This window comes from Chryseobacterium sp. B21-037 (genome assembly GCF_028570785.1).
Classification (GTDB): Bacteria; Bacteroidota; Bacteroidia; order Flavobacteriales; family Weeksellaceae; genus Chryseobacterium; species Chryseobacterium proteolyticum.
Map to the genome: position 1 here is coordinate 2,877,545 of NZ_JALGCB010000001.1, position 13,763 is coordinate 2,891,307.

Annotated in this window: 12 protein-coding genes; 9 read left to right on the plus strand and 3 right to left on the minus strand. The window is 36.1% G+C overall.

Annotated features, from left to right (window positions below; all coding sequences use genetic code 11):
• Positions 1-38: 38 nt before the first annotated feature.
• Positions 39-2,426 carry a M1 family metallopeptidase gene (locus MTQ00_RS12700; RefSeq protein ID WP_273649475.1) on the plus strand — a complete coding sequence of 796 codons (2,388 nt, stop codon included), beginning with the start codon at positions 39-41 and terminating at the stop codon, positions 2,424-2,426.
• Between the two features lie 10 nt (positions 2,427-2,436).
• Here MTQ00_RS12700 and MTQ00_RS12705 read toward each other — a convergent pair whose 3' ends face one another.
• Together MTQ00_RS12705 and MTQ00_RS12710 are read right to left on the minus strand one after the other, a co-directional pair.
• On the minus strand, positions 2,437-3,138 hold the full coding sequence (locus MTQ00_RS12705; RefSeq protein WP_273649476.1) for a LytR/AlgR family response regulator transcription factor: 702 nt from the start codon (positions 3,136-3,138) through the stop codon (positions 2,437-2,439).
• Positions 3,131-4,162 carry a sensor histidine kinase gene (locus MTQ00_RS12710; RefSeq protein WP_273649477.1) on the minus strand — a complete coding sequence of 344 codons (1,032 nt, stop codon included), beginning with the start codon at positions 4,160-4,162 and terminating at the stop codon, positions 3,131-3,133. Before MTQ00_RS12710 ends, MTQ00_RS12705 begins: the two co-directional genes overlap by 8 nt.
• A 230-nt stretch (positions 4,163-4,392) precedes the next feature.
• On the opposite strand from MTQ00_RS12710, the gene MTQ00_RS12715 reads away from it, so the two are divergent.
• From MTQ00_RS12715 to MTQ00_RS12725, 3 genes are read left to right on the plus strand one after another with little or no spacing between them, the layout of a single operon-like run.
• Positions 4,393-5,082, plus strand: a complete 690-nt coding sequence (locus MTQ00_RS12715; RefSeq protein WP_273649479.1) for a DUF2490 domain-containing protein — start codon at positions 4,393-4,395, stop codon at positions 5,080-5,082.
• Between the two features lie 41 nt (positions 5,083-5,123).
• Positions 5,124-6,410, plus strand: coding sequence for a CitMHS family transporter (locus MTQ00_RS12720; protein ID WP_273649481.1), 1,287 nt, complete (start codon positions 5,124-5,126; stop codon positions 6,408-6,410).
• A gap of 54 nt (positions 6,411-6,464) precedes the next feature.
• Positions 6,465-7,679: a cation:dicarboxylate symporter family transporter gene (locus tag MTQ00_RS12725; protein ID WP_273649482.1), complete on the plus strand. Its 1,215-nt coding sequence runs from the start codon at positions 6,465-6,467 to the stop codon at positions 7,677-7,679.
• 52 nt (positions 7,680-7,731) lie between these two features.
• On the opposite strand, the gene MTQ00_RS12730 is transcribed toward MTQ00_RS12725, so the two are convergent.
• Positions 7,732-8,913: a trypsin-like serine peptidase gene (locus MTQ00_RS12730; RefSeq protein WP_273649483.1), complete on the minus strand. Its 1,182-nt coding sequence runs from the start codon at positions 8,911-8,913 to the stop codon at positions 7,732-7,734.
• Positions 8,914-9,173: 260 nt separating this feature from the next.
• On the opposite strand from MTQ00_RS12730, the gene MTQ00_RS12735 reads away from it, so the two are divergent.
• The 5 genes from MTQ00_RS12735 to MTQ00_RS12755 all read left to right on the plus strand — a co-directional run bounded on the left by MTQ00_RS12735 (position 9,174) and on the right by MTQ00_RS12755 (position 13,592).
• Positions 9,174-9,308, plus strand: a complete 135-nt coding sequence (locus tag MTQ00_RS12735; protein WP_262888827.1) for a hypothetical protein — start codon at positions 9,174-9,176, stop codon at positions 9,306-9,308.
• Between the two features lie 188 nt (positions 9,309-9,496).
• Positions 9,497-9,775 carry a co-chaperone GroES gene (locus MTQ00_RS12740; protein WP_029295711.1) on the plus strand — a complete coding sequence of 93 codons (279 nt, stop codon included), beginning with the start codon at positions 9,497-9,499 and terminating at the stop codon, positions 9,773-9,775.
• A gap of 110 nt (positions 9,776-9,885) precedes the next feature.
• Positions 9,886-11,511, plus strand: a complete 1,626-nt coding sequence (gene groL, locus MTQ00_RS12745) for a chaperonin GroEL (protein WP_172280536.1) — start codon at positions 9,886-9,888, stop codon at positions 11,509-11,511.
• Positions 11,512-11,707: 196 nt separating this feature from the next.
• A complete protein-coding gene (locus MTQ00_RS12750; protein WP_273649484.1) occupies positions 11,708-12,322 on the plus strand; it encodes a hypothetical protein in 615 nt (204 codons plus the stop codon).
• A gap of 154 nt (positions 12,323-12,476) precedes the next feature.
• Positions 12,477-13,592 carry a DUF6794 domain-containing protein gene (locus tag MTQ00_RS12755; RefSeq protein ID WP_273649486.1) on the plus strand — a complete coding sequence of 372 codons (1,116 nt, stop codon included), beginning with the start codon at positions 12,477-12,479 and terminating at the stop codon, positions 13,590-13,592.
• Positions 13,593-13,763: the final 171 nt, after the last annotated feature.

Genomic DNA, 13,763 nt, shown 5'->3' on the forward strand with positions numbered 1-13,763 from the left:
TTATTGTTATATTTGAAAATTATTAAATCATTTCGGTCATGAGACTAAAAGTAACCCTACTTTCTGTATTCACATTTGCAGGTTTAGCAGCCCAAAATATTCAAAATAACCCGGGAAGTAATCACGGAAATAAGTTTGAACAATTAGGAACCATTTTACCTACTCCAAATATTTATAGAACTGCTTCCGGATCTCCGGGACATGGTTACTGGCAAAACAGAGCAGATTATAATATTTCCGCCTATCTGGACGAGGATAAAAGAAACCTGAAGGGCTCCGAAACGATTACTTATTATAACAATTCTCCTGACGACTTAGATTATATATGGTTACAATTGGACGAGAACGAGGCATCAAGTATCAACAAAGCCAATTATCCTACTTCTACAACCCTTCCTAAAACCATAAATGACCAGAAGTTAAAGATAACGGAACTTCCGGAAAAGGACAATGGTTACGGCGTTCATCTGGAAAAAGTAACCGACGAAACCGGTAATGCATTACGGTATACTGTAAACAAAACCATGATGCGTATTGATTTGCCTAAAATCCTGAAAAAAGGAGAAAAATTCACGTTAAAAATAGACTGGAATTACAATATCACCAACAGAATTAAAATGGGTGGCCGTGGTGGTTATGAAAACTTTCCTGAAGATGGAAATGATTTGTACACAATGACACAATGGTATCCAAGGATGTGTGTGTACAGTGATTTTCATGGATGGCAGAATCACCAGTTTACAGGAAGAGGAGAATTCGCCCTGGCCTTTGGAAATTTTAAAGTTTCAATGAATGTTCCTGCAGATCATGTTGTAGGAGGTACCGGAGAGTGTAAGAATTATGAACAGGTATTATCTTCAGACCAACTATCCCGATATAGAAAAGCCCAAAGCTCATCAGAGCCTGTAGAAATTGTAACGCTCGATGAAGCGAAGAAAGCAGAAAAAAACAGATCGAAACAAAGAAAAACCTGGGTTTTTGAATCCAATAATGTAAGGGATTTCGCATGGACGTCATCCCGAAAGTTCATCTGGGATGGAATGGGCGTGGTAATACCGGAAAACAATAATAAGGTAATGGCTATGAGCTTCTATGGAAAAGAGGCTTACGGACTTTACAGAAAATTCTCTACAAAAGCTGTTGCACACACAATAAAAACTTATTCGGAATTCACTATCCCCTACCCTTATCCGGTTGCTCAGTCTGTAGAAGCGGCAAATGGTATGGAATATCCTATGATCTGTTTCAATTTTGGAAGAACTGAGAAAGATGGAACTTACTCAGAAGGAACAAAAAATGGTATGATCGGAGTAATCATCCATGAGGTGGGACATAATTTCTTCCCCATGATCATTAACTCGGATGAAAGACAGTGGACCTGGATGGACGAAGGATTGAACACCTTCACAGAATATCTTACGGAAGAAAGATGGGATAACAAGTTCCCTTCAAAACGTGGACCGGCGTGGACTATTGTGGATTACATGAAATTACCAAAAGATCAGCTGGAGCCTATTATGAGTAACTCTGAAAACATTGTTCAGTTTGGCCCTAATGCCTACTCAAAACCGGCAACTGGCCTGAATATCCTTCGTGAAACCATTATGGGCAGAGAACTTTTTGATAAGGCCTATAAAACTTATGCAAAAAGATGGGCTTTTAAACACCCGGAACCTGCCGATTTCTTCAGAACAATGGAGGATGCAAGCGGAGAAGATCTGGATTGGTTCTGGAGAGGATGGTTTTACGGGACAGATCCTGTTGACATAGCTATTGATAAGGTAACTATTGCCACTCCCGATTTAGAGGCCGTACCTGCACCTAAAGAAGTAAAGTACAAAGTCGACAAGGCTCTTGTTAATGACTTTGAAGACCTTTCCAAAATCAGAAACAGAGAAGATAAAAATATTACGTTCTATGTAGACAAGGATAATGAAGCTCAGGATTTCTACTATCGTTACGATCGTGGCCAGGAAAAAGTGGATCAGAATAAAGAATATTCCCTTACACAGGACAATGATATGGCTCTTGATAAACAGCAAAAAGAAAAGTTCAAAAACATTCAAGCTTATCAAATTGACTTCATAAACAAAGGAGGACTGGTGATGCCAATCATTCTGGAATTTACTTTTGAAGATGGAACGAAATTATACGATAAATCTTCCGCTCAGATCTGGAGGCTCAACGAACAAAAGGCCACAAAGACTTATTATTTTGAGAAAAAATTAAAATCTATTCAGCTGGACCCAATGCGTGAAACAGCAGATATTGACACTTCAAATAATTTCTGGAGCAATGATGGTAGTACGTCTGAGACTTCCAGATTCCAGGTATTCAAACAAAAACATGAAGGGGCAGTAAGAGGCGGTGCCAATGGAAAAGTAAATCCGATGCAGGCCGCAGGAAAAAATAAAAAACCGCTTTAAAAGCGGTTTTTTATTTTCCCAAATGCTCTTTCAGTATCTTTTTATAAGTTCTTCCCAGAGGAATTTTATCTCCATTTTTAAGGTAGACGCTTTTCACATCATAAGATTCAATATGAGAAGCCAATATGATATAAGATTTATGCACTCTGATAAATCCAAAAGCCTGAAATTTTTCTTCAAAATTTGACATCCTGTCGAGGATCATATATTTTTTCAAAGAGGTTACTAAAATAATATACTCCCCAAATCCCTGTACCCAAAGAATATCTTTAAGAAAAACCTTATTCATGATATAATTGGATTTAAACATGATGAAATCTTCTTTTTCTGAGTGTTCTGCAGAATTTTTAAACTGTAAAAAATCTTTGGCTTTGTTGATGGCTTTCCTGAAGGTTTCAAAATCTACAGGCTTTACAAGATAATGCACAACATCAAGCTCAAAAGCTTTTACCGCATGTTGGGTCTCCAGGGTCATAAAAATACAGAGAGGTTTATAAGGAAGCTGTTGCAATAGCTCTACTCCATTAATACCCGGCATATTAATATCAAAAATAACAAGATCCACCACATTCTCTTTTAAATATTCCAATGCCTTCTCCGGTTCCTGAAAAGAGCTTTGGAGATCTACACCTTCTATTTGATCACAATATTGCCGGACAAGTTGCAACGCAGGATATTCATCATCCACATTAATCACGGAAAGATTAGCCATTCAGATCAATTTTTAAAGTTGTTTTGTATCTGTTATTTTCAATCATTTCTGAGGAAAGGGTATATTTTCCCGGATAGTATTTTTCCAGTATCTGGGTGATTGCTTCATTTCCCAACCCGTAATATCCGGTTTCTCCCAAAGCTTTTTTTTCCGGAACAGAGTTGATCATTTCGAAGAACAAATCACGGTCGTTAATAGCATATATAACTTTTATGAAGCTATTGGGATCCAGACCGATTCCTGAATGTTTCAAAGCATTTTCAAAGAAAGTCAAAAAAACGGAAGGTGGAATTTCAATTAATTCCAGTGTTTCCTCATTCCGGATATCAAAATCTATATTCAGTTGGTTATCATATTTCAACTGGTACAACATGGTAAGAGAATGAATCGACGAAAATTCCTGGGCCAGACTAATCCTTTCTTTTCCGCTGTCATAGATAATATATTGAAGGAGCTTACTGAGCTGCAGGATGGAATCTGAAGTTTTTCCCGATGGGATAAAACTGTTCGCATATATATTATTTAAAGTATTCAATAAGAAATGAGGATTCATCTTTGATTTTAAAAGATCAAAATAAAGCTGTTCTTTTTGCTCCCCAAGATCCACAACATTCTGCTCTATAAGGAATTTATCTTTTGTAATCCCTAAAAAGGAGGCAACAAGAATCACAATTCCCTGCGCCGTATATACATTAAAAAGGAAATTGGTGTTGGAAAGAGTTTCACTAAAATTCATTTTAAAAATGGTAGGCTGTAACAAAATCCTGAAAAGACTTGACATCAAAAAACAGATCAAGGCATACAGGATAAACTCCGGATATTTATTCGATAGGTAAAAGTGAGGAACCAGATAATAATACACCAGATAATAAATCCCAATATTAAAAATCATTACAGATAAAACACTCCAAATAAGCTCCGGGGTATCAAGAAAGTAATTTTCCGTAAAAAAAGTGATTAAAATAAAGACAAAAAAGAAGAAAACATGCTGAAACCTCAAAAGAAAACCCCAACGGTAGTCCATCAGTTTTTTCAGAATCTTATCACTAAATAAAACCCTGAAAAACAACAGTATAAGTATAATATTTACAATTAAAAACATTCTAAAAACGTGATTTCTTGGGTTCTCAAATATAAGATGTTTTTTAACAGAAAATGCAGTTCGCTGATAAAATAGGTCATTGATTGAAAAATTAAAAACCCGGTAAATCGAATAAATATATTTGAGAAGTAACAATATTAACCCAATATTATATGAAAATTAAGAGAAAATTAATTTTTATTTTTTTATTAGTGCTTCATCATTTTTATCAAGGTCAAAGCACTGATACCTACAATATGTGGTTCCAATATATCATGACTGCCAAGGTGTCTGACAAAAGTACTTTAACAGCCCTTACACAATACCGTTCTTTTGACCTGGCTTACGACAAAAGACTCTTCCTCGTCAATGCATATATGGATTATGAAGTAACCAAAGGAGTAAGACCTGCCGTAGGAGGTATGTTTCTCATTTTGGATTCCTACCAGACAGAAGATCAGAAAAAGACCCGCTATGAGAAAAGAGCCTTTCAACAGGTAACCCTGGACCATGATATCGGCAGATCTTCCGTTTCCAGCAGATTCCGTGTAGAAGAGCGTTTCCTGAATAATCCTGACGAATTTGTATTAAGGGTCCGGTATCTCATCTCTATGAGAATCCCTTTCAACAGAAAGGGTGAAAAAGAAAGGCTGTATGGAATTCTAAAAAATGAGATAAGGATGAACATCAAAAAGGAAGACCCTTTCGACAGTAACCGTATCACCGCAGGGCTTGGAATAAAAACAGGGAAAAACTCGGCAATTGAACTGGCTTTCATTAATCAGTTATCTCCGGGCAGAACCAGTAATTACGGATACATAGGGTTCAGAAACAGTTTTGATTGGAGAAAAAAACAAAAATAACCAGACATCAATTTAAAAAATTTAATATTTAATATAATGCTATGCTAACATTTCTTGGGTTTCTGATGATCTTTATTTTCATGGTTCTCATCATGAATAAAAAAATGACACCACTTACTGCTTTGGTAATTGTTCCAGTAGTGATTGCTCTTATTGCAGGATTTGGCGATGAGCTGGGTGACATGATGAAAAATGGGGTTAAAGAAATCGCACTTACAGGCGTAATGCTGATTTTTGCAATTCTCTATTTTAGTTTAATGATCGATACCGGATTATTTCAGCCTTTAGTTAACCTTATTTTAAAAGCAGTCGGAGATAACCCAATCAAAACAACCATCGGAACAGCGATCCTTACAACATTAGTTTCTCTGGATGGAGATGGCTCTTCTACTTATATTATCGTAGTGGCAGCCATGCTTCCCCTATATAAAAAACAGGGACTGAATCCCCTGATCCTTACCTGTATCATAATGCTTGCAGGAGGTATCATGAATATCCTTCCATGGGGAGGCCCCACAGCAAGGGTTATGAGTTCCCTCAAACTGGGTCACACAGAGATTTTCGTTCCCATGATTCCGATTATGGTCCTTGGTATTTGCTGGGTAATCTTTGTGGCTTATATTTTAGGACTGAAAGAAAAAAAGCGTATTGCAAAATATGGAAAATACACAAAGTACAGCAATAGCGATATCGCAGGTGAAACGGATCCGGCCCTTCTTCGCCCTAAACTGATCTGGATTAATCTTGTCCTTACCATTGTATTGCTAACGGTAATGATTTTAGATATTGTTCCTTTGGGAATTGCTTTTATGATTGCTTTCTGCATAGCATCTGTTATCAATTACCCTAAATTAAAAGACCAGCAGAAACTCATGTCCAAACATGCGGGAAATGCATTATCTGTAGCAGGAATGATCTTTGGAGCAGGGATTTTCACAGGGATCCTCAATGGATCGGGTATTATGCAGGCTATGGGAAATAGTATGATAGAAATTGTTCCGAAAAGCATGGCAGGCTCTTTAAATATTATTACTGCTGTCTTCAGTGTTCCCCTTACCTTTTTCCTGACTAATGATGCTTATTATTTCGGGATATTACCCATTATTGCAGCAACCGGACAACAACTGGGAATCCCACCTGATATTCTGGGAAGAGCAAGTCTTGTCGGACAGGCTTCTCATCTTCTGAGCCCATTGGTTCCGTCAACTTACCTATTGGTCTCTCTCGCCGGTGTGGAATTTTCTGATCATTTGAAATACACATTGAAATGGGCTATCGGATCTTCCATTATCATGTTATTAGGAGCTTTGCTTCTTGGGATAATATAAAATTTATATATATTTATATTGAATTGTCCGTTTATCCAGCGAAAAAAAACTCAAATGAATCTTTTCCATACAAAAAAAACATTCACCAGCCGATATTTAAAGAATCTTTCTTTGTATGTTTTCGTGGCTATTATCTGTGGTGTTTTTACAGGACAATACCTTCCCGAGATAAGCAGTAAATTAGGGATAATCAGCCAGTATTTTTTTTGGGTTCTGGAGTCTATCATCCTGCCTATTATTTTTATGGCAGTTATTTACGGGATCTGTCACCTGGCAGATATAAAAAATGCAGGGAGCATTGTATGGCAAACAATTCTCTACTTTTTTATCATCAGCTCTGTGGCTATTACCATAGGATTTATTTTTGGACTTGCCATTCAGCCCGGTTCCCATACGGGAATTCAGATCGTTAAAACAAAAGTAATTCTTCCCAGTAGGTTTGAAATCAATGACCCCTCCCTATCTTCTGTAATGTATCGCAACAGGTACGCTATTTTCCTTATAGCTTCAATCATTATCGGCATATGCATGAACCTTTCAAAAAGACGAAAGAGTTTCCTGAATATCCTTGATAAAGGACTTGTTGTTTTTTATCATATTATTAAATATTTATATATCATTCTTCCGGTTATCATTTTCTGTAACATTGCTTACGGTATTTCTGTATATGGAATTAATACCCTGCTGCCATTAAGCAAAGTTGTGGGAACCGTATACCTTGCCGATATTGCTTTTATCTTCGGAGTTTTAGGACTGGTTTCTTATATCTTTAAATTCAATTTGCTCAAATTTTTGGTAAGCATTAAAGAAGAGATCATTTTGGTTATAACCACTTCTTCTTCCAAAACAGCTTTTCCGATCATTTTTGACAAGATGGAATCTGAGGGATACAGCAAAAAAATTTTAAGATTTATTATTCCCCTGGGGTACAATTTCAACCTCGCAGGTGCCTGCATTTATATTTCTGTAGCCTGCTGTTTTCTGATTCAGTTTTATAATATTTCATTAAGCCTCAATGATTACTTATGGCTTTTTGTTATCATTTCTGTTACATCTAAAACAGCTTCCGGGGTTCCGGGATCAGGTTTTCTTGCTCTTATTTTTACTTTGAACAGGTTTGGAAAGATCCCTGCGAATGATATTGCATTGCTTTATAGCGTAGACCGTTTCATGAACGAGGCGAGGTCAGTAACCAATTTTATTGGTATTGCCGTTTCCGGAGCCATTATTTCAAAAATAAATCAGCCCGTAGAAAAAAACGCCCCATAAAAATGAAGCGTTTTTTATATTAGTTGTGTTTTGTTTTTTCAAGCTGATTCTTTCAATTTCCCCAATTATTTCTTGCCCAGATCACAAGTGCCGGCAACATATCTCCCCCTGAAGCCACAGAATGAAGATCAGATCCGAAAAGTTCCCAGTCGGTTTCATTGCCATGATGAACGCCTATGGCATACATCTGTCCATTGGTGAACCAGCTATATAACGGTGATCCAGATGCACCACTTGCCTCGTCTGCATAGCTTTCTATCTGTGTACTATCCACACTATTTCCATCCGGAAGCTTTACATCATCTCCGTCATCATCATCCACAACACTGATGCTGCTCTGATAAGTAGGTCGGTTTTCTCCTTTATCATAAGGATATCCCGTCATGGTCCACACATTCATATCTTCCCAATCGTCGTTATAACTTTTTGCCCCGAAATAACCTGTTGTATCTCCGATATTATCATACAGTTTCACCACCATAATATCATTTCCCACGTCACTTTGGTAAGCCACATAGCTTTCTCCATAAGTATAAAATGAATTTCCATAAATGGATCGTCCATCGTAATATGCAGGAATCACTTTGATCATCCATGATGCATAAGGCTTTTGAGGCCTCATATGTCCGGAGGTCATTAGAATTTTTCTGCCTACCATAAATCCGGTTCCCCTGCCCTGATAATTCCATGATGAGGCACTGGTTAATTTGGTATATACTTCTACCCTGCACACACAGCATTCCGGATAGGTATTAGGATAAATATTTACCCTGTCATCATTTCCGAAAATAGTTACGTGATTGGCACTTTTCGTAACCAATCTGTTCAAACGGTTTCTCTTCACAGACTTCGTATTCGGAAAAACCACTTTAGGATGAAGTCCCAGTATATGAGTTTCCGGCACAAAAGCTTCAGCTTCGGTCACTTTTATTTTCTTAGTTTTAATTGTAGCACGAAGCTTTTCTACGGTAATGATCTCTTCGGATTTCCCGGGAATACCCCAGTCAAAAGGTGAAATCTGGTCCAGCTGGTAAAATTCCCGGTTCAGCTTTGATACTGAGATTTTTGCTGAGTCTTTTTTTCCGGTTAGTCTGAAGTTTTTGGCAGAATCCGTAATAAATAAATTGCGATCCGGTTCTTTAGTCGGAAGCGGATTCTCATACTCCAATAGCAATTCCCGGGGAACCGGTGAATCAGCCGGAGCATCCCGAAAGATTTTTTTTAATTTTTCCATTGTTTCAGTTTTTATGATATTTGGTCTCACAAAGTTGAAGGAATGCATCACCAAATACCATAGTAATATCCCTGTTTTTGCACAGTATTAACCCTGCTGCCCTTTACAGTATAATCCACTGGTTATCAAAATACAAAATACCAAAAACTATCTACAAACAACATCATTTTGATTGAATAAAAAGCTTATATTTGATCATGTCAAAAACTCCTGATTGACAATAAATGTTCAGGAACATCAGAAAAACAAAATATTAACTTATGAAAAATGCTAAATTATTAAGCAGAGATGCTCAGAAAACCATCCACGGTGGAGCTGCAAGACTTGTTTGCTGCGAACGTGATGAAAACGGAAAATGTACATTATGGATCGGACCGGGACAATATTGTCCTTAGTCTCATAAATTGATCAGTAAAGTAAGCCGGAATTTTTCCGGCTTTATTTTTTTAATCTGCCAAAATTTCACACCAAAAATAAAATTCTGCCATTTTTAACCATGAAGCATCGCCTGACAAGTACCAACCTCATTTGGCACACATTTAGAGAATTTGAAAGCAGAAATAATTAAAAAAACAGATATATTATGTCAGTAAACTTTAAACCATTAGCAGACAGAGTTTTGATCGAACCCATCGCTGCAGAAACTAAAACAGCTTCAGGTATTATTATTCCGGACACAGCAAAAGAAAAACCACAAGAAGGTACAGTAGTAGCAGTAGGTCCTGGAAAAAAAGATGAGCCTACAACTGTGAAAGTAGGTGACAAAGTTCTTTATGGAAAATATTCAGGTTCCGAATTGAAATTGGAAGGAAAAGATTACTTAATCGTAAAAGAAGGAGACTTACTGGGAATTATCGGATAAGATTCCAGATATAAGACACCAGATTTCAGATTTAAAACTGAATAAAAAATAATTTTCAAATAATGCTTGGCGTCTAACATCTGACGTCTAACATCTAATATCTAAATAAAATGGCAAAAGAAATAAAATTCGATATCGAGTCAAGAGACGCTTTAAAAAGAGGGGTTGATGCATTAGCAAATGCAGTAAAGGTAACTTTAGGACCAAAAGGTAGAAACGTAGTGATCGAAAAATCTTTCGGTGCTCCACACGTAACGAAGGATGGTGTTTCTGTAGCGAAAGAAATCGAACTTGAAGACAAGGTAGAAAATATGGGAGCTCAAATGGTAAAAGAAGTAGCTTCCAAAACTAATGATATTGCAGGAGATGGTACAACTACCGCTACTGTATTGGCACAGGCTATCGTAAGAGAAGGTCTTAAGAACGTAGCTGCAGGTGCCAACCCAATGGATCTTAAAAGAGGGATCGACAAAGCAGTAACTGCAGTTGTTGAAAACCTAAAATCCCAGTCTCAGGAAGTGGGAGATTCTACAGATAAAGTGAAGCAGGTTGCTTCTGTATCTGCCAACAACGACGAAACTATCGGTGCTTTGATCGCTGAAGCTTTCGGAAAAGTAGGTAAAGAAGGTGTAATCACTGTAGAAGAAGCTAAAGGTATCGATACAACGGTAGATGTTGTAGAAGGTATGCAGTTCGACAGAGGATACCAGTCTCCTTACTTCGTGACTAACCCTGAGAAAATGGTAGCTGAAGTAGAAAACCCATATATCCTTTTAGTAGAGAAGAAAATCTCTTCAATGAAAGAATTGCTTCCTGTTCTTGAGCCAATCGCACAAGGTGGTAAGTCTCTATTGATTATCTCTGAGGAAGTGGAAGGCGAAGCTTTAGCAACTTTAGTGGTAAACAAACTAAGAGGTTCTCTTAAAATTGCTGCTGTAAAAGCTCCTGGATTCGGAGACAGAAGAAAAGCAATGTTAGAAGATATCGCGATCCTTACAGGTGGTCAGGTAATTTCTGAGGAGCAAGGTTTCACTATGGAAAACATCTCTCTAGATATGTTGGGAACTGCTGAGAAAGTAACAATCGATAAAGACAACACAACAATCGTAAACGGTGGTGGTGACGAAGCGAAAATTAAAGGAAGAGTAGCTCAGATCAAAGCTCAGATGGAAACTACAACTTCTGACTACGACAGAGAGAAACTTCAGGAAAGATTAGCTAAGTTAGCTGGTGGTGTTGCAGTTCTTTACGTAGGAGCAGCTTCTGAAGTGGAAATGAAAGAGAAAAAAGACAGAGTTGATGATGCACTTCACGCTACAAGAGCAGCTGTTGAAGAAGGTATCGTAGCTGGTGGTGGTGTTGCTTTAGTAAGAGCCATCTCCGCTTTAGAAAACCTTTCAGGAATCAACGCTGACGAAACTACAGGGATCAAAATCGTAAAAAGAGCGATCGAAGAGCCATTAAGACAAATCGTTGCCAACGCAGGGGGTGAAGGTTCTGTAATCGTTGCTAAAGTAGCAGAAGGTTCCGGAGACTTCGGATACAATGCTAAAACTGACGAGTATGTAAACATGCTTGAAGCAGGAATCATCGACCCTACGAAAGTAACAAGAGTTGCCCTTGAAAATGCAGCTTCTGTATCTGGAATGCTTTTAACAACTGAGTGTGTAATCACTGAAGTGAAAAAAGACGAACCTGCTATGCCAATGGGAGGTGGAATGCCAGGAATGATGTAACAACGTGTCGTTGAGACAATTTAATATACTAACCGTTCTACTTTGTAGGGCGGTTTTTTTATACAGAAAATCCAAGGAACTTCTCATTGAAATTTTATTTGCAATTGTATACATGGTATATGGATGTAATATGTAAATTTGGATCTTAGTGGCAATCCGATGAACCAATGACAGACAAAACTTAATAATGAATTGAATGATAAAAAAAATAGTAATCTTGGTAATAATCTGGTTAGTTTTTGTTTTTGTCGACTACTTTTATCTTCCCTATTTTATTCAACCCTTTTCTTGGTTTTTAGTATGTATAATCTTGCTAATTTTAACAGTAAGACAAATAATAAAATTAATTAGGGAAAGAAAGTACATAAAGACAAATAGAATAGTAAATCTTTCAGTAACATTAATTTTATTAGTTCTAACGTCTTACAATTTCAACAAAATCCCAAACTCCATTATTGAAAAAATTGACTGGCGTATTTCATATAATAAGCGCAATCAAATAGTAAAAGAAGTTTTGACAGAAAAATTGAAACCAAATACAAAAACGAATAATGGTATCTATAAACTTTCATTTGACTTCCCGATTATTTCAAATGGAGGAAATGATATTTGGATTTATCAGAATAAAACTGAAGGCACAAAAACTATCAAATTTTGGATTTCTCGTGGCTTTTTCGAATCACCACAAACTTATTTTATATTCACAAATGATAAGGAGACACAAAAGCAATATGAAGAACTAATAAAAGTAAAACCAGAATATAATTGGAAATTAGAAAAAAACTGGTACCGGATAATGGAAAGGGATTAAAATTTCTTTCTTACAGATAAAATTATATTGGACAATTTATATACATCGTTCTACTTTGTAGAACGGTTTTTTGTTTCTCGAAAATAACATTGTTAGTATAATTAAACGTACATAATATTTCTGTAATTCGTAGATTTGGACCATCTACAATATCATGAAAAAAATATTCCTCATAAGCATTATTCTATTTTTAGCACAATTACAGGTATTTGCCCAAAATAAATTACCCAAAAACTTAAAACAAGTTGTAATGTATTTAGATAAAGACTGCCCGGATAGTATTAAAATACAAATTAAAAATACTCATCAAGACAGTTTAATTTATACTGTTTATCCATTTGCAAAAACAAAACCGTATAAAAACTATGAAACAATTTTTAATTGGACAAGTGAAAATGGTAATCCAAAAATCACTAAATATTTAGATAAAAAAGGAATTTTTGATCATCACTCTCAAGTCTTGCTATATAGTTTTAAGCAATATCTTGTAAATGGTAAAATCAAAGAAAAAGATATTCTTAACAAGTATATTAAACTTCAAAAACAACTAGATGATAAAAACAAGATAAAATATATTACAGACACCATTGACAAAGTTTACATTCCCAAAGACTTGGAGGATTGCTTTGCTCAGATCAATACATTTTGGAATGATAGTATAAAAGCAAAAGTTAAAACCTTGGAAGAAAAAGAGTTTACCGGTAAAGTTCATTTAGGATTTGGAATGTGGATGAGGAATAACTGGCAGCTTTGGGGAGGCTCAAGACTATCAAAATATTTTAATGATTTAAATATTTATCATCCGGATAATATGTCGGGAATTATTTTGGTAAGTTATCACAGACATTTAAACAATAGAGAGATTAGGCTCGAAGAGCAGGTAAAATACTATCAGGATTATTGGGAGAATGCTAAAAAGACCGAATTGAAAGGAAAAACAGAAAGCTTTTCAAAATATAAAATTGGTGATACAATTAAGTTCAACTATCAAAAAGGATTTGTGAGTAAGGAACAGGAAGATAAATATGATAATGATATTTGTATTGCAACAGGAATAATTACCGAACGTAATGAAAAGGACTTTCTCATTAAAGTAAAAATCATTGAAACTTGCGACAAAAAAGGAATCATCTATTATGACAATGATGGAGATATGATATATGATCCAAAAACCAAAAGGTCAAGCAGACCTTCAAAAAGAATTATTAAAAAAATTAAACGTAATAAAGAACAATGGTTTGACTATAAAAGTTGGGAACCCTTTGAATAATAAAAGCACCATAAATAATAAGTCTTTGCATTCATTTTCTCTATAGAAGAGTATGTTCACATTCTTGAAGCAAGGATCATTGACCCAACTAAAGTAACGAGAGTTGTCCTTGAAAAAGCAGCTTCTCCCGCAACTTTACTTATATTTGTTTCGAAACCACATTAAATATAC